21 protein-coding genes are annotated in these 19,710 nt (G+C 64.7%); 8 read left to right on the forward strand and 13 right to left on the reverse strand.

Annotated elements, in window-relative coordinates; all coding sequences use genetic code 11:
• Positions 1-23 precede the first annotated feature (23 nt).
• The 7 genes from KXR83_RS18970 to KXR83_RS19000 are packed head-to-tail and all read left to right on the forward strand — an operon-like array spanning position 24 to position 6,777.
• Positions 24-1,190, forward strand: coding sequence for an acyl-CoA dehydrogenase family protein (locus KXR83_RS18970; protein ID WP_437426140.1), 1,167 nt, complete (start codon positions 24-26; stop codon positions 1,188-1,190).
• Positions 1,187-2,122 carry a bifunctional MaoC family dehydratase N-terminal/OB-fold nucleic acid binding domain-containing protein gene (locus KXR83_RS18975; RefSeq protein ID WP_437426141.1) on the forward strand — a complete coding sequence of 312 codons (936 nt, stop codon included), beginning with the start codon at positions 1,187-1,189 and terminating at the stop codon, positions 2,120-2,122. Before KXR83_RS18970 ends, KXR83_RS18975 begins: the two co-directional genes overlap by 4 nt.
• Positions 2,122-3,225 (forward strand): acyl-CoA dehydrogenase family protein, encoded by a 1,104-nt coding sequence (locus tag KXR83_RS18980; RefSeq protein WP_437426142.1) that lies wholly within the window; start codon positions 2,122-2,124, stop codon positions 3,223-3,225. Before KXR83_RS18975 ends, KXR83_RS18980 begins: the two co-directional genes overlap by 1 nt.
• Positions 3,222-3,626, forward strand: a complete 405-nt coding sequence (locus KXR83_RS18985) for a MaoC/PaaZ C-terminal domain-containing protein (RefSeq protein ID WP_437426143.1) — start codon at positions 3,222-3,224, stop codon at positions 3,624-3,626. Before KXR83_RS18980 ends, KXR83_RS18985 begins: the two co-directional genes overlap by 4 nt.
• On the forward strand, positions 3,626-4,804 hold the full coding sequence (locus KXR83_RS18990; protein WP_437426144.1) for a lipid-transfer protein: 1,179 nt from the start codon (positions 3,626-3,628) through the stop codon (positions 4,802-4,804). Before KXR83_RS18985 ends, KXR83_RS18990 begins: the two co-directional genes overlap by 1 nt.
• Positions 4,804-5,679, forward strand: a complete 876-nt coding sequence (locus tag KXR83_RS18995; RefSeq protein ID WP_437426145.1) for a MaoC/PaaZ C-terminal domain-containing protein — start codon at positions 4,804-4,806, stop codon at positions 5,677-5,679. Before KXR83_RS18990 ends, KXR83_RS18995 begins: the two co-directional genes overlap by 1 nt.
• A 42-nt stretch (positions 5,680-5,721) precedes the next feature.
• Complete coding sequence (locus tag KXR83_RS19000) at positions 5,722-6,777, forward strand: 2Fe-2S iron-sulfur cluster-binding protein (protein WP_437426146.1); 1,056 nt, start codon at positions 5,722-5,724, stop codon at positions 6,775-6,777.
• A 12-nt stretch (positions 6,778-6,789) separates the two neighbouring features.
• On the opposite strand, the gene KXR83_RS19005 is transcribed toward KXR83_RS19000, so the two are convergent.
• The 4 genes from KXR83_RS19005 to KXR83_RS19020 are packed head-to-tail and all read right to left on the reverse strand — an operon-like array spanning position 6,790 to position 10,116.
• A complete protein-coding gene (locus KXR83_RS19005; RefSeq protein WP_437426147.1) occupies positions 6,790-7,629 on the reverse strand; it encodes a mycofactocin-coupled SDR family oxidoreductase in 840 nt (279 codons plus the stop codon).
• Positions 7,630-7,676: 47 nt separating this feature from the next.
• Entirely contained in the window at positions 7,677-8,420 is a 744-nt protein-coding gene (locus KXR83_RS19010; protein WP_437426148.1) for an SDR family NAD(P)-dependent oxidoreductase, read from the reverse strand.
• Entirely contained in the window at positions 8,417-9,298 is an 882-nt protein-coding gene (locus tag KXR83_RS19015; RefSeq protein WP_437426149.1) for a TIGR03619 family F420-dependent LLM class oxidoreductase, read from the reverse strand. Before KXR83_RS19015 ends, KXR83_RS19010 begins: the two co-directional genes overlap by 4 nt.
• A gap of 5 nt (positions 9,299-9,303) precedes the next feature.
• Positions 9,304-10,116, reverse strand: coding sequence for an SDR family oxidoreductase (locus KXR83_RS19020; RefSeq protein WP_437426150.1), 813 nt, complete (start codon positions 10,114-10,116; stop codon positions 9,304-9,306).
• A 229-nt stretch (positions 10,117-10,345) separates the two neighbouring features.
• On the opposite strand from KXR83_RS19020, the gene KXR83_RS19025 reads away from it, so the two are divergent.
• On the forward strand, positions 10,346-11,107 hold the full coding sequence (locus KXR83_RS19025) for an SDR family NAD(P)-dependent oxidoreductase (protein ID WP_437426151.1): 762 nt from the start codon (positions 10,346-10,348) through the stop codon (positions 11,105-11,107).
• Here KXR83_RS19025 and KXR83_RS19030 read toward each other — a convergent pair.
• The 9 genes from KXR83_RS19030 to KXR83_RS19070 all read right to left on the reverse strand — a co-directional run bounded on the left by KXR83_RS19030 (position 11,093) and on the right by KXR83_RS19070 (position 19,667).
• Positions 11,093-11,320: a hypothetical protein gene (locus tag KXR83_RS19030; RefSeq protein WP_437426152.1), complete on the reverse strand. Its 228-nt coding sequence runs from the start codon at positions 11,318-11,320 to the stop codon at positions 11,093-11,095. The genes KXR83_RS19025 and KXR83_RS19030 overlap by 15 nt on opposite strands.
• An 85-nt stretch (positions 11,321-11,405) precedes the next feature.
• Positions 11,406-11,945 carry a DinB family protein gene (locus KXR83_RS19035; RefSeq protein WP_437426153.1) on the reverse strand — a complete coding sequence of 180 codons (540 nt, stop codon included), beginning with the start codon at positions 11,943-11,945 and terminating at the stop codon, positions 11,406-11,408.
• Positions 11,946-12,022: 77 nt separating this feature from the next.
• Positions 12,023-12,547, reverse strand: coding sequence for a PaaI family thioesterase (locus KXR83_RS19040; protein WP_437426154.1), 525 nt, complete (start codon positions 12,545-12,547; stop codon positions 12,023-12,025).
• Positions 12,540-13,964 (reverse strand): MFS transporter, encoded by a 1,425-nt coding sequence (locus KXR83_RS19045; RefSeq protein WP_437426155.1) that lies wholly within the window; start codon positions 13,962-13,964, stop codon positions 12,540-12,542. The genes KXR83_RS19040 and KXR83_RS19045 overlap by 8 nt, the downstream gene beginning before the upstream one ends.
• A gap of 27 nt (positions 13,965-13,991) precedes the next feature.
• On the reverse strand, positions 13,992-15,107 hold the full coding sequence (locus KXR83_RS19050) for a DNA alkylation repair protein (RefSeq protein ID WP_437426156.1): 1,116 nt from the start codon (positions 15,105-15,107) through the stop codon (positions 13,992-13,994).
• Between the two features lie 44 nt (positions 15,108-15,151).
• Entirely contained in the window at positions 15,152-17,029 is a 1,878-nt protein-coding gene (locus KXR83_RS19055; protein WP_437426157.1) for a propionyl-CoA synthetase, read from the reverse strand.
• Positions 17,030-17,080: 51 nt separating this feature from the next.
• Positions 17,081-17,956 (reverse strand): metal ABC transporter permease, encoded by an 876-nt coding sequence (locus KXR83_RS19060; protein WP_030165698.1) that lies wholly within the window; start codon positions 17,954-17,956, stop codon positions 17,081-17,083.
• Positions 17,953-18,741, reverse strand: coding sequence for a metal ABC transporter ATP-binding protein (locus KXR83_RS19065; protein WP_437426158.1), 789 nt, complete (start codon positions 18,739-18,741; stop codon positions 17,953-17,955). The genes KXR83_RS19060 and KXR83_RS19065 overlap by 4 nt, the downstream gene beginning before the upstream one ends.
• On the reverse strand, positions 18,738-19,667 hold the full coding sequence (locus KXR83_RS19070) for a metal ABC transporter substrate-binding protein (RefSeq protein WP_437426159.1): 930 nt from the start codon (positions 19,665-19,667) through the stop codon (positions 18,738-18,740). Before KXR83_RS19070 ends, KXR83_RS19065 begins: the two co-directional genes overlap by 4 nt.
• Between the last annotated feature and the right edge of the window lie 43 nt (positions 19,668-19,710).

A 19,710-nucleotide genomic window follows, 5' to 3' on the forward strand; every position in this document is an offset into this window, starting at 1 on the left:
CCTGATCTCGAAGGAGAATCACCATGGACCTGACCGAATCACCTGACCAGCAGCAACTCCGGAAGGAGCTGCGCGCCTACTTCTCCACACTGCTTCCCGAAGACGAACGCCGCGCAGCCGGGGAACAGGGCGTGGGCGGGCCGCGATTTCGGGAGATCGTCAAGATGCTCGGCCGGGACGGCTGGCTGGGGATCGGCTGGCCGACGGAGTTCGGCGGCCAGGGACGATCGATCGAGGATCAGTTCGTGTTCTTCGACGAGGTGCAGCGCGCGGGGTTACCGTTTCCTTTTGTCACCGTCAACACCGTCGGGCCGACGCTACAGAAGTACGGGACCGAGGAGCAGAAGGCTCGGTACCTCCCCGGGATCCTATCGGGGGACATCGTTTTCGCGATCGGATACACCGAACCCGAGGCGGGCACCGACCTGGCTTCGCTCAAGACCCGGGCAGTGCGCGACGGCGACGAGTGGGTGGTGGACGGCAACAAGATCTTCACCTCCGGTGCGAACACCGCGGACTACGTATGGCTGGCCTGCCGGACCGACCCGGACGCGCCCAAGCACAAAGGCATTTCGATTCTCATCATCCCCACCGAGAACCCCGGGTTCTCGTGGTCGCCGATCTCGACCGTAGGTGGACTGATGGTGACCTCGACGTATTACAGCGGAATCCGCGTAGGTCAGGACGCGCTGGTCGGCGAGGTGAACGGCGGCTGGCGCCTGATCACGGCCCAACTCAACCACGAGCGGATCGGACTGGCAGCGCTCGGTGGACGCACCGAGGGACTGTGGACACAGGTGATCGACTGGGCGCGGGAGTCCGGCGCCATCGAGATTCCCTGGGTACAGCAGGAATTCGCCCGGACACACGCCAAGCTCGTGGCGATGCGGTTGATGAACTGGAAGATGACGGCCGCGGTCGCCACCGACACTCTCTCCGGGGCAGACGCTGGATCGGCAAAGGTGTTCGGCACGGAAACCCACGTCGACGTGTACCGCACGCTGCTGGGCATCCTCGGCGCGGCAGGAAGAATCCGCCCCGACAACCCGGGCGCCATCCTGGCCGGCCAAATCGAGCAGATCTCCCGCCAAGGTGTTGTCAACACGTTCGGCGGAGGCGTGAACGAGGTGCTCCGCGACATGGTTGCGACCATCGGCCTGGGGACCGCGAAATTCGGACGGGCGACATGATCGAATCCCGAGTGCTCGACGAGTTCGTCGGGCGCGAACTCGTGCCGACCACGTGGGCACAGGACCCGGTGAACGTACCCATGATCCGTCATTGGGTAGAGGCAATGGGAGACACCAACCCGATCTACCTCGACGACACCGCCGCCCGCGACACCGGTCGCGCCGGAATCATCGCCCCGCCCAGCATGATCCAGGCGTGGACGATGCGGGGTTACGCGGCAACGATTGCCGGAGGCGCGGCCTCGGATACTGCCACTCAACTTCTCGACGTCCTCGCCGCTGCGGGCTTCACCTCCGTGGTGGCAACAGATTCCGAACAGGAGTACTTCACCGAACTCCGCCCCGGCAGCCGGATCAATGTCACCGAGGTGATCGAATCGATCTCCCCGGAGAAGAAAACCGGGCTGGGCGTCGGACATTTTGTGACCACACTCAAGACCTACCGCGACGAGCGCGGCGAGGTTGTCGCCACGCAGCGATGGCGCACGTTGCGGTTCCGGCCCGCAGACAAGCAAGAACCGCGACCGCCACGTCCTCGACCGGCGCTCAACCAGGACAACGCTTTCTGGTTCGAAGCTGCCAGAGCGCACCGACTGGTGATCCAGCGCTGTTCGAACTGCCTCACGCTGCGTCACCCGACCGGACCGATGTGCGGGCAGTGCAGGTCTCTCGAGTGGAACACCGTCGATGCGTCCGGCAGAGGCACCGTCTACAGCTTTGTGGTCAATCACCACCCGAAGATCGGAGCCTTCGACTATCCGCTGATCGTCGCCGTGATCGAGCTGGAAGAGGGCACCCGGCTGATTGCCAACATGGTCGGAGTGGCCCCAGACGAAGTGACCATCGACATGCCGGTGGAGCTGGAGTGGATCGACGCCGATCCGGACCTGACGCTCCCCGCCTTCCGGCCGTCTGTACCCGAGGAGAACTGATGGATTTCACCTTCAACGAAGAGCAAACCGCGATCGGTGACCTGGCTGCGAACATCTTCTCGCAGAGGTCGGGCATCAACCGTGTCAAGGCTGTTGAGACCTCCGGTGAGCGGATCGACCGTGACCTCTGGCGGGAGCTGGCGCAGGCAGGACTGGTGGGAATCGCCCTGCCGGACGAGTTCGGCGGCGGTGCCATGGGTTTCAGTGAACTCTGCGTAGTGCTCGAACAGCAGGGACGATGCGTGGCACCGGTTCCGCTCTGGGAAACTGCGCTCGCCGCTGCCGCCATCGCACAGTTCGGTACTACGGAGCAGAAACGGATGTTCGTGGCCCCGGCCGCCGCCGGTGAACTCTTCCTCACCGTCGGGATCGAGGAGTTCGGACCCCACGATCCCACCGAGCCGACGATGACCGCCCACCAAGATGCAGCCGGGTCATGGACGTTGACCGGCGCCAAAGCCGTTGTGCCGTCGGCGCACATCGCCGCCGCCGTTGTGGTCTCGGCCGTGACCCCGCAGGGAACCGGGCTCTTCGTGGTCGACCCGGCCGACTCCGCCGTGTCCGTGCAGAACAACGAGACGACCACGCGCGCGATCGCGGCCAACATGACCTTCGACGCCGCGCCGGCACAGCTACTCGCAGAAGGCGATGCGGTGAACTGGCTCGTCGACCGGGTCGAGATCGCCCTGGCCGCTGTGCAGCTCGGAGTAGGCACGGGCGCGGTCGAACAGGCGGTGACCTATCTGAACGGCCGCGAACAGTTCGGCCGTCCGCTGGCGACGTTCCAGGCGGTGACCCACCAGTTGGCGGACTGCTACATCGATCTGGAGGCGATGCGCGTCACGTTGTGGCAGGCAGCCTGGATGCTCACGAACGGAGCTGCCCCCGGTACCGCCGTTCTGGTCGCCAAGTGGTGGGCAACCGACGCCGGTCAACGCGTGGTGCACCGAACCCAGCACGTCCATGGCGGGATCGGGGTCGACACCGACTACCCGGTGCATCGGCACCTGCTGTGGGGCAAACAGATTGCTGCGTCACTCGGTGGATCGAGTGCCGACCTTGCGCGGCTCGGAGCCCAACTCGCAAGGGGTGTCGCATCATGAGCGCCGGTGCACTGCTGGGTCGGGAACTGCCCGAGCTTGTTGTCCCCATCACGCGCACGATGATCGTGGCGACGGCCATCGCGAGCCGCGACTACCAAGATGTTCACCATGATCCGGCGCTGGCGGTCGAACGTGGATCTCGAGATGTGTTCATGAACATCCTCACCACCAACGGGCTGGTGGGCCGGTACATCACCGATTGGGCCGGGCCGGCCGCATCACTGCGCAAAGTGGCTATCCGGCTGGGCGCTCCGAACTATCCCGGCGACACGATGACCCTGACCGGCAACGTGATCGACGACGAGGACGGTGTGGTGTCCGTCCGCGTTCGCGGTGTCAACGGTATCGGTGTCCACGTCACCGGCACCGTGACGGTGACTTCAGTCAAGGGAGTCGAGTGATGCCGGCGGGACCACTGTCCGGATCGGCGGCCATCGTCGGAATCGGGGCGACAGACTTCTCGAAGAATTCGGGCCGGAGTGAACTGCAGCTGGCTTGTGAGGCGATCGTGGCCGCTCTGGCCGACGCGGGTATCGATGCAGCCGACGTCGACGGTCTCTCGACGTACACCGCCGAGACGAACGGCGAGGTGCTCGTGGCCCGCAACTGCGGACTGGGTGAGTTGAAGTTCTTCTCCCGCATCGGATACGGCGGCGGCGCAGCATGCGCAACCGTGCAGCAGGCCGCGATGGCGGTGGCGACAGGGGTCGCGGAGGTGGTGGTCTGTTACCGCGCTTTCAATGAGCGATCAGGAGTCCGATATGGGCTGGGCCAACACGATCGCCCGATGGACAGCACAGCAGATCGCGCTGCCTACGCGTGGATGACGCCGCAAGGACTGTCGACACCGGCACAGTGGGTCGCGATGTTCGCGCGGCGGTACATGCATGAACATGGCGCCACCAGCGAGGATTTCGGGCGGGTTGCGGTGGTTGCCCGCAAGCACGCGGCGAACAACCCCGAAGCATGGTTCTACCGGCGACCGATCACCCTCGACGACCATCAGAACTCGCGATGGATCGCCGAGCCGCTACATCTATTGGATTGCTGTCAGGAAACCGATGGGGGCCAGGCACTGGTCATCGTCTCGGCCGAGCGGGCCGCGACCCTCGACAACAAGCCGGCGCTCATCAAAGGCGCGGCACAGGGCAGCGGCAGGGACCAGCACATGATGACCAGCTACTACCGTCCCGACATCACCGGCATTCCGGAGATGGGTCTGGTGGGCCGTCAGCTCTACGCCCAGAGTGGGCTGGGACCCGAAGACATCGACGCTGCAATCCTCTACGACCACTTCACGCCTCTGGTGCTACCTCAGCTCGAAGAGCTCGGGTTCTGTGCCCGCGGCGAAGCGAAGGACTTCATCGCCGACGGCAACCTGGAGGTCGGTGGACTGTTGCCCGCCAACACCCATGGCGGACAGATCGGAGAGGCGTACCTGCACGGTGTCAACGGCATTGCCGAAGCGGTTCGGCTCATCCGGGGCACCTCGACCAATCAGCCCGACACAGCCGAGAACATCATCGTCACCGCCGGCACCGCGGTTCCGACCAGTGGTCTCGTTCTCGGGGTGGCGTAGTGCAGAGCTGGACGAACGCGGGCCAGTGGCGAGGCGTTGACCTCGGTACGCGCACCGTGTCCTACGACGAACGCGATGCGATCATCTACGCGTTGGCTGTGGGCGCGAAAGCGACCGAGTTGGACCTGGTGTTCGAGGACCGGCTGAGGGTTCTGCCGACGTTCGCCCTCACCCTCGCACAGTGGGCACCCGACGAACTGGGGTCGCGCGGCGCGTTCGACACGCGGACCGCGCTGCACGGATCGCAACACCTGACCGTCCTCGCGCCGCTTCCCCGATGCGGCGACGTGACACTGTCGGCGTCGGTCGGCAATGTGTGGGACAAGGGTGCGGCAGCGGTCTTCGAGGTCGAGGTCCGCAGTGAGTACTTCATTGCGACATGGTCGCTGTTCGCGCCAGGCGCAGGTGGATTCGGTGGCGAGCGCGGACCTGCGAGACCAGTTGATGCGCAGAAGCATCCGACGATCGAGCAGGTCGTGCACACAACCGAGAATCAGGCGGCACTGTATCGCCTCACCGGAGACCGTCACCACATCCACATCGACCCCGCCGCAGCGGCACGAATCGGTCAGCCCCGGCCGATCATGCACGGACTGTGCTCCCTTGCCGCCGCTGCACTGGAGTGTGCTCGGCGTACTGGTGCGCACCCGGCAGACCTGGTGTCGCTGGACGGCAGGTTTGCAGCGGCGATTCATCCTGGTGACTCTCCGGTGTTGCGAGCCTGGGGCGATGCCTCGGATCTCACGTTCGAACTCGTCAAGGACGGCGGGCCGGCGATCTCGGGAGGCAGGGTGTCGTTTGCCGCCGCGCCTGGTGGTGTCGAGGACTTCCCGTTGAGTGGGAGTGGTGGCGCGGCCGACTGCACCTTGATCTAGTTTCGGCGAGTCGTGTCCACGCAGCGAGAGGCTACACCGGCGATGACAACTGCTGTAACCGAACACAATTCGCGGTCGGTGATGGTGACCGTGGCGGCCGTCGTCGAGGAGACGGCCGAAGCGCGGTCGCTGGTGTTCGACGTGCCCGCCGACCGTAGCGACGACTTCAGATACAAGCCGGGGCAATTCCTCACCCTCCGAATCCCCAGCGACCGGACGGGGTCAGTCGCCCGATGCTATTCGCTGGCCAGTTCGCCGTTGACCGACGACCGGCCGAAGGTCACCGTCAAGCGCACCGAGGGCGGATATGGATCGCATTGGCTGTGCGACAACGTCGATGTAGGTGATGTCATCGAGGTGCTGCCCCCGTCCGGGGTGTTCACCCCGGCCAGTCTGGATGACGATCTCCTGCTGTTCGCCGCGGGTAGTGGGGTGACGCCGGTGATCTCCATCCTCAAGACCGCGTTGACCGGTGGCACCGGCAAGGCTGTTCTGCTATATGCCAATCGGGACGAGAGCTCGATCATCTTCCGGCAAGAACTGCACGACCTCGCGACCCGGTTCGCCGACAGGTTGCTGGTGCTGCACTGGCTGGCAAGTGTGCAGGGCCGCCCGACCGTCGACCAGCTCGTGCCCCTCTGCTCGGCATTCGGGAATCACCGGGTGTTCATGTGTGGTCCCAAACCGTTCATGGACATGGTGCACAAGGCAACCGCGCGATCGGGCATCCCCCGTGGCCGGGTGCATGCCGAGGTCTTCACGTCCCTGTCCGGCGATCCCTTTGCCGAAGTGGAGGTGCCGCAGCTGTCCGAGGGTGACCAGGCCGATGCGCCGACGGTCTCGGTGAGTCTCGACGGTGAAGCGCATGAGCTGAGCTGGCCGCGGTCCGCCACGCTGGTCGACGTTTTACTGTCCAAGGGCCTGGATGTGCCGTACTCGTGCCGCGAAGGCGAATGTGGCTCCTGCGCATGCACTCTCGTCGACGGCGAGGTCGACATGGGCGAAACGTCGATTCTCGATGATGAGGACATTGCGGACGGCTACATCCTGGCCTGTCAGGCCCGCCCAGTCAGTGAGCACCTGACCATCGAGTTCTGATACCGCTGTGCCTCAACCGGTGACGCGTGCGGCATTCCCGGCGTCGACCGGGATGACGGTACCGCTGATGTGCGCACTGGCCTTGTCGGTGAGGAACAGCACCACCCTGGTGATCTCGTCGGCATCGAGCCAGGGCACCGGCTGGGCGTGCAGTGATGCGAAGACGGGTTCGACGTCCTTGTCGGTCGGATGGTCGAGATCGGGCCGCATCATCGCGTACAGGGCATCGTTGTGAATCATCGGTGTCGAGATGTTGCCGGGGGCAATCGCATTCACGGTGATGCCATGCGATGCGAGGTCGAGGGCAGCGCTCTTCGTCAGACCGATGACACCCCACTTCGATGCGGCGTAGCCGACCATGCTGACGTTTCCAGCCCGGCCGAGCATGGACGAGATCGTCACGATACGACCGTAGCCGCGCTTGATCATCCCCGGTGAGACCGCGCCGACGGTGTTGAAGACGCCGGTGAGGTTGGACGAGATGACTTCTGACCATTGCTGCTCGGTCATCGACTGGACGGACGCGGCGACCGAGACGCCGGCGTTGGCCACCGCGATGTCGATTCGTCCCAGTTCCGCTTCGGCTCTGCCGACCAGCGCGTCCATCGCCGAGCGATCGGCGGTGTCGGCCTTGACCGCAATGCACTGCCGCCCGGTCGCTTTCACAAGACGCACGGTCTCTTCCAGATCGGCTTCGGTGGCCAGCGGGTACGCGACCGAAGGGCTGTCTTCGCATCTGTCACACACCACGATGTCGGCGCCGCGTTCGGCGAACGCGATTGCGTGGCTCCGGCCCTGGCCGCGGGCGCCTCCGGTGATCAAGGCGACCTGTCCGTCGAAACGTTCTGTCATCGTGGATAACTCCTTTGTTGTTGGCGACCTGACACAGTGTTCGACAGCTATCGCAGCTTGATGATGCCGCCGTCTGCCATCAGAGTCTGCCCGGTCATGTATTTGGAATCCTCGGAAGCGAGAAAGACGACGATGGGGGCGATGTCGGTCTCGGGGTCCCCGATGCGTCCGAGAGGTACTTTGGCGACCGACTCGGCCGCCCGATCGGGGAAGGCCTTCTGCCAGGCGACGACGCCCTCGGTGGCAGCGAACGGGCAGATCACGTTCACGCGGATGCCGTCTGCGGCCCACTCGTTCGCGGCGACGCGGCTCATACCGCGGATGGCCTCTTTGGCTGCAGCGTAGGACGTCTGGGTGGGCATCCCTTCCAGACCCGAGCCGGAGGCGAAGTTGATCACCGAACCCGATGCAGCCTTCAGTTGTTCGTGGCAGGCCTGCATGAGATGCACCGTCGGGTAGAACCCGGTGTTGAAGGACAGCTCGAACATCTCGGCGGTGTGGTCGACCAGCAACGCCTGACGAGACGCGTGTGCGTTGTTGACCAGGATGTCGACCGAACCGAAATGCGACACGGCGGTGTCGCGGAGGGTCACCGCGGACCCGGGTTCGGAGATGTCGATGTTGACAAAACGAGCGCCCGACCCGAGTTCTGCCTCCAACTCTCGGCCTCGTCGGTCGTCGATGTCGGCGAACAATACGCGTGCGCCCTGCTGCACGAACGCCCGGGTAATCGCACCGCCGATTCCGCCCGCGCCGCCGGTGACGATCGCTGTCTTTCCCTGCAGCTTCATGGTTTGTCCTCCGATGTGAAGTCGATACCGAACTCGATACCGGTCTCGTGCAATGCCTCGAGCTGGTCGCAGTAATGGGACGCGCTGGTGGCCGAGATGCTGACGCCCACGATGGTGGCTCCCATGTCCCTTCGCCGCTCCAGTGATGTGACGAGACCTGCCCGGTTGCCCAGCGGGTCAATCTGATTCGCGGCCACGACCACCGTGAAGTCGTCGGGCAATTCGACGGCCCCGAGAAGCCGCTCGAGGTCCACCAGTGGCAGGCCGAACGGAACCCACCCGTCGCCGAGCGTGATGGCACGGCGCAGCGAGCGAGGCGTGCGTCCGCCGATCCACATCGGGACACGTGGCTGCACCGCGTGGGGTTCGACGACAACATTGCCGAAGTCGTAGTGAGGGCCGTGGTAGACGGGATCCGGACGGGAGAGGGAAGCACGTAACGCGGCGAGAGCGTCGTCGGCGATACGGCCCCGGCCGGCGAAGTCGGCACCGAGTGTGTCGAACTCTTCTCGCAGGCTGCCCACGCCGAGTCCCAGTACGAGCCTGCCGCCGCTCACCAGATCGAGCGTGCCGTAGCGCTTGGCGATCTCGAGGGGATGGTGATAGCCGAGGACAAGGACCTGGGTGGCGAGTTTGATCTGATGTGTCTGCGCCGCAATGAATCCGAGGGTGGCCAGCGGATCCCAGTAGGTACCTCCGCGTTCGGTGGCAACGTCGACCGGGACGGCGACATGCTCACTGCAGGTGAGGTGGTGGTAGCCGAGTCGGTCGGCCGTCTGGGCGATACGGCTCAACTCCGCCGGTCCGGCCTCACGTTCCCACGCAGACGCGGCGGCCGGGTGCTGAACGACGATGGGTGACGTGATCCCGATACGCATGGCGGTCAGTACACACCTTCCACTGCCGCCGAGCGGGGGAGATCGCCGCTGTGGGTGGCCACATACCGAGCGGGGTACTCACCACCGCCGTGGACGGCGAGGTCGGCACCGTTGACGTAGGACGCCGATCGGCTGGCCAGGAAGAGGCAGGCATCGGCGATGTCGTCGGGGACGGCCATCCGGCCCATCGGGAGTGTGCTGATGACCGCTGCGCCGCCGTCGGCGCCGTACACGGAGGCCGCGCTGTCGGTGCGAATGAGACCCGTGGTGATGTGGTTGATGCGCACCGCCGGCGCCCACTCCAAAGCGAGGGCTTTGGTGAGGACAAGCAGGCCCGCCTTGGCGGCGCTGTACGCGGCAGTGCCCGGCTGGGGGTGGTGGGCGGAGACACTGCCGATGTTGATGATGGAGCCGCCTTCGGGGTTGTTCTGCATCACCGAGTTCGCCGCTTGGGCGAGGTTGAACGGCCCCAGCAGATTGAGTGCGACGATCTTCTCGACAAATCTGGGCGAGACGGTTGCGGCGTCGGCATCGGGGGAGCCTCCCGCGTTGTTCACCAGCACGTCCAGCCCGCCGTGTCCGGCGACGGTGTCGTCGATCAGACCTGCTGCGTCCGCGGGATCCCGGACATCGGTGGCGCGAAACGAAGCCGTACGGCCGGCGTGATGCGGCAGCGTTGCTGGGGTGTGCCGACCACAGACCATCACGTCGGCGCCGGCCCGCAGGAACGCCGTTGCCACGACGAATCCGATGCCCTTGGTGCCGCCTGTCACCACAACACTTCTGCCTGAGAAGTCCCAGTCGGTACGCGGATCCATGGTGCATCCCTTCCCAGTCGATGCGCTACGCGGCGCCTGACACGGACGCTAGATGTTGTGGTGGTCGCGGTTGAGTCGCAGTCCCGCCCACCGGGATCTGAGCAGGGTCTCGGTGAACGGGAGTGCAGCACCGCCGGCAGAGCTCCGCCACTACCGTCCTGGCCCGTGAGATCCCGCGCCCGCGCAGCACGTGAAACACATCTGACAGAACAGTGAAAGGAAGTGCAGCATGGGAACGCTCGACGGCAAGGTGGCACTGATCACCGGAGCAGGTCAAGGGATCGGACAGGGCATCGCGCTCGCTTTGGCCAAGGACGGCGCTTCGATCGCTGTGGCCGGCCGAACGGAGTCCAAGCTGCTCGACACCTGTGCGATGCTCACCGATCTGGGCGCGCGTGCTGAACCGATCGTCTGCGACGTGAGCGATCGCGAGGACATCGCACGCGCGGTCGAGGGCACGGTGGCCGCTCTGGGGTCGGTCGACATCCTGGTGAACAACGCCAACGACTGCAAGCCGGGCCCGATCCTGTCGATCGTCGACGAGGACTACGAACGGTCGTTCGCCACCGGGCCGCTCGCGACGCTGCGGATGATGCAGCTGTGCCATCCACATATGAAGGCACGCGGCGGCGGCGTTGTCATCAATCTCGTGACCTCAGCGGCAGTTCGCTGGGACGCAGGCAATTACGGCGCCTACGGGTCGATCAAAGAAGGCATGCGGTCGCTCACGCGGGCGGCAGCGTGCGAGTGGGGTCGTGACGGTATTCGGGTCTTGTCGGTCGCCCCGCACGCCGCATCACCCGCCCTTGATCGATGGATGGAGAAGAACCCCGCAGAAGCGGCAGCGTTTGTGGCAGGTATTCCGCTCGGCCGTGTAGGTGACCCCGAGAGCGACATCGGCCGGGCAATCGTCTTCCTGGTGGGGCCAGATGCCGGGTATCTCACCGGAGCGACCATTCCACTCGACGGTGGTCAATCACGTTGGGGATGAACCATATCGGCCGGCGACGATGACAGGGCTCCGCATCTGCAGCAGAGTACCGACAGTATCCGCCGACAACCGCAGCTCGGTGACCTCTGTCCAAGGGGAAGAAGTGAACCACCGTCCGGTGTCCTGACCGTCGCTGACGTAGGTGACCGCCACGGTGGACATCACCCAATCACCGACGGTCCGCGAGACGTGGGAGCTGAGCCGAGAGCGCATACCGCAATGATGCAGTGACCCAGCGCACAGGTGCTGCGAGGTCTCACTGAGCGGAAGTCGCTGCGAGTGAGGGTGATTGGAGTGCTCACGACGAGCTGTGGAACCGGGTGCCCGTCACGTCGTACAAGTGGTGAATCGGGTCGTGCATGAAGTAGAGCGCGAGTGAGTCCACGGTGAACTCGCTGCCGTCACTGCGGCGGCCGCGTCGGCTGAGTGCTTCATCGGGAACGGCGGCGAACCCGTCCGCGAGCCGGGCAGCCCGGGTGGTCAATTCGCGCGACACCGCGACCGGATCCTGGTCGTTGTAGCGTTCGGCAACTGCGGTGGCGTCCTGATCCCAATTGTCGAACGCCGGATTGTCCTGCGAGAGCATCGCCTCAAGACGCTCGTCGAACTTGATGAACACATCTCGGACGTGGGCGGCGTACTCGAGCGGCGACCAGGTGGAGTCGTCGGGTCTGCGGTGGGGATCAGACGTGGCCAGGGCCGGAGGCCATTGGGCTGCGTTGGCTCTGATCAGGTCCGGGATGTCCCGGAAAGCTATTCCGGAGGGGTCGAATCCGCAGTCGGGACAGGGCCGTTCGAGCACCCACGTCCAGTTCTTGGTGTCGGGCACGATGGCCATGGAGTCTCCCGTCGTCAGGTGGTCGCCAGCCTATCGTCCTCCAGTGGGGTGTGGTCCGATTGCTCGCGATCGTCTGGTCAGGACGGTATGTCGAACACGAGCAGTGCACTCGACGCGGTAGCGACAATCTTGCCGCTTTCATCGGTGATCGCGGCCTCGGCAAACGCCACCCGTCGCCCTGGCTTCTTCACCCAGCCGCGTGCAGTGAGTCGGCCCGAGTCGAGGGTGACTCCTCGCATGAAATTGACCTTGATCTCGATGGATGTGTAGCCGGTGCCGCGCGGCAACGTGGAGTGCACAGCGCATCCCGCGGCCGAATCGAGCAGCGTGCAGATGATGCCACCGTGAACCGCGCCGATCGGGTTGAAGTGAGACTCGTTGGGCTCGAGGGTGAATACGGCCGTGCCCGAGTCCACCGACGCCAACTGGGCGTCGATCAGACCGACGATGGGCGGTGCTGGGATCGTCCCGGCCGCCATGGCCTGCAGATAGTCCAGGCCGGACATCTTCTGCGATGCGGCAGCGGGTTTCGACGGGTCGTGCCATGTGACGGTCCGTGATCGGGGCTCACCCCACTCCGAGGATGCGAGTGCGTCACCCATGTGAGGGCCTGCTTCGGACGAACACAGCGGTCGGGATGGCCACCACGGCGAACACTGCCGCGGCCACCAGTGCGCAGACGTGGAATGCCGACTCAAAGGCTTCGTCCGCGGGGCGGGTCAGCAACCCGGAGGCAAGCTGCGAGGTGAGTATCGACCCGAGAACGCTGGTGCCGAGTACACCACCCAACTGGCGGAACATGTTGACCGTGCCGCTGGCCATCCCTGCCTGGGCAGGCGCCACACTGTTCATGGCAGCAGCGGTGGCCGGTGCGATCAGTGAACCGAAGCCGACTCCCAAGACCACCAGTGCCACGGTCAGGTTTGTCCAACCCTCGTGCGGATGAACTCGCAACAGCAGTAGTGATCCGAGCGCTGTGATGATCAACCCCGTGGTGAGCATGACCTTGAAACCGATGCGCGGCAACAACCGTGGCGCGATCGCGCTGACGACAACGTACGTGCCCATCAGAGCCAACAAACGCAGCCCGGTGCTCCAGGCGCTCAGGTTCCCTATCCGTTCGAGAAACAACACGGAGATCAGGGACAGTCCGGTGAAACCGAAGAGCACCGTCGCGCTGACCACCATGACGGTGGAGAAGGACGCTGACCGAAACAGGCGCAGATCAAGCATCGGTGCGTTCGCCGACCGCTCATAGACGATGAAAAACGCCAAGGCACAAGCGAATAGGATGATCGCGACGATCGCGTGGGTGGACGTGAAGCCACTGCGTGATCCGTCGATGACCCAGTAGGTGAGCGCGGCGATGGCTGTGGTGGCGGACAGGAGGCCGGGAACGTCGAGTCTGGCTCCCTGAACCTTGCTGCGGGGCACAACAATCGGTGCGATGACCACGACCACGAGGGCAGCGATGGCGTTGACGAGGTAGACGGCATTCCAGGAGAATGCGCCGAGCACCGCTCCTGCTGACAGGGGTCCGATCGCGAGGCCCAGACCAGAGCAAGCAGCCCAGATGCTGATCGCCTCGGTCCGCTCCTTCGGGTCGGGGAAGCCGTTGCTGATGATGGCCAGACTGTTGGGCAGTACCAGCGCGGCACCCACGCCGGTGATCGCCTGAGCGGCAAGGATCATGCCGCTGCTGTGTGAGAAGAACGATGAGAGGCTGCCGATCGACATGATCGCAGAGCCGGCGATGAACGCGGTTCGCCTGCCGATGACATCACCGACGGTGCCCGCAGAGAGCACCAGGCTGGCAACCACCAACGCGAAGATGCTCGGGATCCACACCATCGTGGCACTGTCGGCATCGAGATCGGATTGAATCGCCGGCACGGCCGAAATGGTGGCCGTGATGTTCAGGAACGTCAGCATCATGCCGAAGCACACCGCTGCCAGCGCAAACCACCGGGTGTTGTCCCTGCCGGTCGCCGGCGCGGCGGACTGACTACTAGTAAGCATAGTCAGAAGGTACGGGCCTGACTATGGTCAGCGCAAGACAGTGGGACCTACGGCGGCGAGGAGATCGAACTCGGCTACACCCATGCGCCGGCCGTTCACCTGCACGGCCAGCTCATGGCGGCCGGGGTGATACCGGCGGGTGGTGATCAGGGCAAACGAATGTGACTTGCTCAGACGGAGGTGTTCACCCGGTCTCAACGTCTTCGTGGCCAACTTGAACACCTTGTGGGCGATGGCGCCGTTGGCCTTGCGGAAACCGATGCTGTAATCGACGACCACGTTCACCGGCGACTCGCCGGAATGCGTCAGAGTTACCGCAAACGCGAGCTTGTCCCCGGTGTCAACGGTTGGGTCGACGTTCAGCTCGGAGAGGTCGAGGCCGGTCGGCGCATCGAAGCCCAACAGCGCCAGCGCGTCAGGGTCGCCCTTCTTCACCAGCGTCCGCAACGCGTGCCGCACCAGCCTGTCGGTGTTGGCGTCGGGTGCGCTCTGCCAGCGTGCCGCAGTGGCGACCACCAGGTCGGGGTGGTGCCGGCTGAGGTCGTTGACGTGATTGGCCACGGAGCGTCGAACGTACTCACTGGGGTCGCGGTAGAGCGCATCGACGATCGGGAGCGTTGCCTCTGGATGCCGAAGCAATTCGGGTATCCGGCGTGCCCACGGCAGGTAATGCCGGGTTCCTTCGCTTGCGAGCCGCCGCACGTGGTGGTCCGGTGATTCCGCCCATGTGTGCGCCGCGGCAAGCGTGCGGTCGAGATCGGCCAGAAGCATGGTGCGCAAGGCGAACTCGGAGGTGAGTCGAGGAGTGAGCTCGGCGAGCAATGCCAGGCCGACGTCGAATGCTCTGGTTGTCCGCTGTGAGGTGGCACGTAAGGCCACTGCTTCGGTGATCGGCCAGACCATCCACCCGGTGCAGCCAGGCTGGTCGATGAGTTTGTTCACCGCGCCGACGAACTCGGTGAACGGTTCGGGCAGGTCACCGATCAGCGCGTCGCGGACGAGGTCTGATCGGTTCTTGAGCGCCATGCCGTCGAACTCGGTGACGGTTGCCGACGTACGGGCCGAGCTGTAGCCGGCGAGCCTCAGGCACGTCGCCAAGCCCACGACCGCGGAGGCGCCCAGGAGTTCGTCGGCGAATGGCATGGTGCAAATTTACGGGTGGCCACCGACAGGTCTCGTGACCACGATCATTCGAGCTGGCTCTTCAGCGCCTCGAGAACCGCCGGGTCCTCGATTGTCGATGGCACCGTGAAGGATTCGTGGTCGGCGATCTGACGCATCGTCTTGCGCAGGATCTTGCCCGACCTCGTCTTGGGGAGCGCGTTGACGACGGTGACATCGCGGAAGGTCGCGACTGCACCGATCTGGTCGCGCACCATGGCAACCAATTCGGAGCGGAGACTCTCCGGATCGATGTCGACCCCTTCTTTCAGAACCACATATCCGCTGGGCCGCTGACCCTTGAGTTCGTCCTGTATGCCGATCACCGCGCATTCGGCGACCGCCGGATGCGCTGCGACCACGGCCTCGATACTCCCCGTGGAGAGCCGGTGTCCGGCGACGTTGATGACGTCATCGGAACGTCCGAGGACAAACACGTAGCCGTCGGAGTCGATGTATCCCGAGTCGCCGGTGAGGTAAAAACCGGGGAATGCCTTGAGATATGAATCGTGGTAGCGCGCTTCGTCATTCCACAGACCGGTGAGAGTTCCTGGCGGAAGCGGGAGTTCGATGACGATGTTGCCTTCACTGCCCGCCGGAACGGTTTGGCCCTCGGCGTCGACAACCTGCACCCGGAAGCCCGGCACCGGCACGGTGGGCGACCCGGCCTTGAGTGGCATGGGTTCGAGGCCGCGGAGATTGGCCGCGATCGCCCAGCCCGTCTCGGTCTGCCACCAGTGGTCGACTACCGGGACACCGAGCACCTTCGTCGACCACTCGTATGTGTCCGGATCGAGTCGTTCGCCGGCGGCGAAGAGCGTCCGAAGCGATGAGATATCGTACTGCGCAACCAGTTTCGCTTCCGGATCCTGCTTTCGAACGGCGCGGATGGCGGTGGGTGCGGTGAACAGCGCCCGTATGCCGTAGTCGTCGATGACCCGCCAAAAAGCGCCCGCGTCCGGCGTGCCCACCGGTTTGCCCTCGTACATCACGGATGTGGCGCCCGCGAGGAGCGGGCCGTACACGATGTACGAATGGCCCACCACCCAGCCGACATCGGATGCCGTCCACCACACGTCGCCTGGGGCGATGTCGTAGATGTTGCGCATCGACCACGTCAACGCCACGGCGTGCCCGCCGTTGTCGCGTACGACGCCTTTGGGTTTGCCGGTGGTCCCGGAGGTGTAGAGGATGTAGAGCGGGTCGGTGGCTGCGACCGGAACAGGTTCTGCGGCAGGCGCTTCGGCGGTCAGCTCGTCCCAGTCGAACCAGCCGTCGTGGTCTGCCGCGCTCCCGGCGATCTGCTCGCGATTCTTGACGATCACCGTGCTGGGTGGGTGATCGGACAGTTCGAGTGCTGTGGTCACCATCGGTAGGTATTCCACGGTGCGCCCCGGCTCGAGTCCACCCGAAGCGGTGATGAGCGCAACCGGGCGCGCGTCGTCGATGCGGGTCGCGAGCTCCTTTCCGGCGAACCCGCCGAACACCACCGAGTGCACGGCGCCGATCCGTGCGCAGGCCAGCATGGCGATGGCGGCCTCCGGGATCATCGGCATGTAGATGATGACGCGGTCGCCGGCGGTGACGCCGCGCTCACGCAGGGCGCCTGCGAATTTGGAGACCTCGGCCAGCAGGTCGGAGTAGGAGAAGGTGCGTGAGACGCCGGTCATCGCCGAATCCCAGATCAGGGCCGGCCGATCGCCGTGGCCGGCGTCCACATGCCGATCCAGCGCGTTGAAACTCGTGTTGAGGGTCGCTCCGGGAAACCACTGATACTGCGTCTCGCTCCGTCGGCCGAGAGCGACGGTTGGTGCGGTGTACCAATCAACAGCTTTGGCCGCGTGAAGCCAGAACTCGTCCGGGTCGTCCACACTCTGTGCAAAAGCCTCCGCGTACAGCCCCATCACTCGCCATCCTCTCGCCGATCAGGACGGCCCTGAGGGGCCGGCCCTGCGTCAGGACGCCGCGAGAGCCGTGGAGCGTCGTCGCTGCGCCCGGTTGATCGCCTTGATCAACACGCCCTGGCGAGGTGCGAACAGATAGATGACCGCAAACGCCAGTCCCTGGGCGAGTACCACCATCGCGCCGGGTGCCACGTCCAGGTAGTACGCATAGTAGATCCCCAGGACTGCACAGGAACAGGCCAAGATCGGAGCGATGATCAGCATCCGGTTGAAGCGATCGGTGAGCAGGTAAGCGGACGCACCCGGGATGATCAGCATCGCGACCACCAGGACAACGCCGACGATCTGCAGTGCCACAACACATGTGAGAGCCAGCAGTCCGAGCAACAGTGCGCCGAGGCGACGAGGTGACAAACCGATCGCGTGAGCGTGGGTGGGGTCGAAGGCGAACAGGGTGAGGTCTCGTCGTTTGAGGGTCAGGACCACCACGGCGAGCACGGCCAGTCCGAGGATCTGCCACAGGTCCGATTGCGAGACCCCGAGAACGTTGCCGAAAAGGATGTGGTTGAGGTCGGTCTGACTCGGCGTGATCGAGATGAGTACCAGGCCCAGGGCGAACAGCGTGCTGAAGACGATGCCGATCGCGGCGTCTTCCTTGACCCGGCTGGTGTCGCGGACCACGCCGATCAGCAGGACGGCGCCGAGGCCGAAGATCAACGCACCCACCGCAAACGGCGCGCCGAAGATGTACGCGAGCACCACACCGGGCAGAACCGCGTGGGACACGGCATCACCCATCAGCGACCAGCCGATCAAAACGATCCAGCAACTGATCATGGCGCACACCGCGGCCGCAACCGTGGTCGCGAGGAGCATGTTCACCATGAAGTCCTCGGCAAGAGGATCAAGCCACCAGTCGATGATCATGACCGCACCCCCCGTCCCAGCACATCCATACCGAAGGCCAGGGCAAGGCTCTCCGGCCGTAGTACGACGTCGGGCTCGTCGTGCATCAGGACCGTGCGCATCAGCAGTACCGCCTCGTCGCAGAAGGTCTCGAGCGAGCCGAGGTCGTGGGTGGAGATCAGGATCGTCTTTCCCTGTGAGGCCAGGGACGTCAGGAGAGCGATGATCGTGGCTTCCGACTTCTTGTCGACGCCTGCGAAGGGTTCGTCGAGCAGCAGGACGTCCGCCTCTTGGGCGATCCCACGGGCGACGAATGCCCGCTTGCGTTGTCCACCGGAGAGTCGCCCGATCTGGCGGCCGGCCAACTCGGTCAGCTCGACCTGGGCGAGGGCGTGGTCGACGGCTTCCTTGTCGGCGCGACGTGGTCTACGGGTGAATCCCTGGCGGCCGTACCGACCGGTCATCGCGACTTCGCGGACTGAGATGGGGAACGTCCAGTCGACGTCTTCGGACTGCGGGACGTAGGAGATGAGACCGTTGCTGCGCGCCTCGGCCGGTGTACCTCCGGCGATCTCCACCGATCCGGAGTCGGGTTTCACCAGCCCCATGATGGTCTTGAACAGTGTCGACTTGCCCGATCCGTTCATCCCGATCAGTCCGCAGATGCGCCCCGGCGCGATGTTGATGGAGACGTTGTCGAGGGCGTGCACGTCGCCGTAGAACACGCTGACCCCGTTGATCGCGATGGCGGAGGGCCCGTCATGGGGAGTACGGCCCGGTTGAGGCTGGGCAGGAAGTGTGGTCATTGGGATCCACCTCGGGTCAGTGCGTTGACGATCGTGTCGGAATCGTGGCGGATGAGGTCGAGATACGTCGGCACCGGTCCATCGGACTCGGACAGCGAGTCGACGTAGAGGATGCCCCCGAAGTCGGCGTCGGTGGCACGTTCGACCTGGCGCATCACCGAGTCACTCACGGTGGACTCGCAGAACACCGCGCGGATGTTGTTCGCGCGGACGAAGTCGATCGTGGACTGCAGTTGCTTCGATGTGCCCTGCTGTTCGGCGTTCACGGGCCATACGTATTTCTCCTGCATACCGGTATCACGGGCGAGGTAGGAGAAGGCGCCTTCGCAGCTGACCAGCGCTCTGCTCTGCGGCGGCAGCTCTGCCAATTCGGTGACCATCCGGTCGTGGACCTCCTGCAGCTGCGCCTTGTAGATGGCGGCGTTCTGGCGGTACTCGGAAGCGTGGTCGGGATCGAGTTCGGCGAGTGCCGCTGCGATGTTGTCGGCGTACTTCTGGACGTTCAACGGCGACATCCAGGCGTGGGGGTTCGCGGTACCGGCCCCGGCGTCGTCGCTGATGGGGATGGGCTCGACACCCTTGCTGGCGACCACGTGCTCCACGTCGAGCCGGTCGACGAATTGCTCGAACCAGGCTTCCAGGTGCAGGCCGTTGTCGATGATGAGGTCGGCTTCCGCAGCCCGGCGCAGATCGCCCGGTGTCGGTTCGTAGCCGTGGATCTCCGCGCCGGCCTTGGTCACCGACTCGACCCGGACATCTGGCCCCGCGATGTTGGCGACGATGTCTTGGAGCACCGTGAACGTGGTCAGCACCGTGAGTCGGCCGTCGTTGCGCTCGCGTTTGCCGACGCACGCACTGAGGGCCAAGACGCTCAGGGCGATGACGAACACCGAGGTCACCCGCAATACCCTGGACCGAGTTCGCATCCTCTCACCTTAGAGTTCGGGTGCCCGAACTTTCAACTTCAAC

Origin of the sequence: Williamsia muralis (genome assembly GCF_051487485.1) — a bacterium.
In the GTDB taxonomy this organism is placed as follows: domain Bacteria; phylum Actinomycetota; class Actinomycetes; order Mycobacteriales; family Mycobacteriaceae; genus Williamsia; species Williamsia muralis_B.

Bases quoted from the DNA above. Each gene is read 5' to 3' on its own strand.
- KXR83_RS19015 (WP_437426149.1), bottom strand. From the start codon at position 9,298: ATGCGTATCGGGATCACGTCACCCATCGTCGTTCAGCACCCGGCCGCC.
- KXR83_RS18980 (WP_437426142.1), top strand. From the start codon at position 2,122: ATGGATTTCACCTTCAACGAAGAGCAAACCGCGATCGGTGACCTGGCT.
- KXR83_RS19070 (WP_437426159.1), bottom strand. From the start codon at position 19,667: ATGCGAACTCGGTCCAGGGTATTGCGGGTGACCTCGGTGTTCGTCATC.
- KXR83_RS19050 (WP_437426156.1), bottom strand. From the start codon at position 15,107: ATGCCATTCGCCGACGAACTCCTGGGCGCCTCCGCGGTCGTGGGCTTG.
- KXR83_RS19065 (WP_437426158.1), bottom strand. From the start codon at position 18,741: ATGACCACACTTCCTGCCCAGCCTCAACCGGGCCGTACTCCCCATGAC.
- KXR83_RS19055 (WP_437426157.1), bottom strand. From the start codon at position 17,029: ATGGGGCTGTACGCGGAGGCTTTTGCACAGAGTGTGGACGACCCGGAC.
- KXR83_RS19025 (WP_437426151.1), top strand. From the start codon at position 10,346: ATGGGAACGCTCGACGGCAAGGTGGCACTGATCACCGGAGCAGGTCAA.
- KXR83_RS19020 (WP_437426150.1), bottom strand. From the start codon at position 10,116: ATGGATCCGCGTACCGACTGGGACTTCTCAGGCAGAAGTGTTGTGGTG.
- KXR83_RS18970 (WP_437426140.1), top strand. From the start codon at position 24: ATGGACCTGACCGAATCACCTGACCAGCAGCAACTCCGGAAGGAGCTG.
- KXR83_RS19040 (WP_437426154.1), bottom strand. From the start codon at position 12,547: ATGGGTGACGCACTCGCATCCTCGGAGTGGGGTGAGCCCCGATCACGG.
- KXR83_RS19030 (WP_437426152.1), bottom strand. From the start codon at position 11,320: ATGCGCTCTCGGCTCAGCTCCCACGTCTCGCGGACCGTCGGTGATTGG.
- KXR83_RS19045 (WP_437426155.1), bottom strand. From the start codon at position 13,964: ATGCTTACTAGTAGTCAGTCCGCCGCGCCGGCGACCGGCAGGGACAAC.
- KXR83_RS18985 (WP_437426143.1), top strand. From the start codon at position 3,222: ATGAGCGCCGGTGCACTGCTGGGTCGGGAACTGCCCGAGCTTGTTGTC.
- KXR83_RS19010 (WP_437426148.1), bottom strand. From the start codon at position 8,420: ATGAAGCTGCAGGGAAAGACAGCGATCGTCACCGGCGGCGCGGGCGGA.
- KXR83_RS19005 (WP_437426147.1), bottom strand. From the start codon at position 7,629: ATGACAGAACGTTTCGACGGACAGGTCGCCTTGATCACCGGAGGCGCC.
- KXR83_RS19060 (WP_030165698.1), bottom strand. From the start codon at position 17,956: ATGATCATCGACTGGTGGCTTGATCCTCTTGCCGAGGACTTCATGGTG.
- KXR83_RS19035 (WP_437426153.1), bottom strand. From the start codon at position 11,945: ATGGCCATCGTGCCCGACACCAAGAACTGGACGTGGGTGCTCGAACGG.
- KXR83_RS18990 (WP_437426144.1), top strand. From the start codon at position 3,626: ATGCCGGCGGGACCACTGTCCGGATCGGCGGCCATCGTCGGAATCGGG.
- KXR83_RS18975 (WP_437426141.1), top strand. From the start codon at position 1,187: ATGATCGAATCCCGAGTGCTCGACGAGTTCGTCGGGCGCGAACTCGTG.
- KXR83_RS19000 (WP_437426146.1), top strand. From the start codon at position 5,722: ATGACAACTGCTGTAACCGAACACAATTCGCGGTCGGTGATGGTGACC.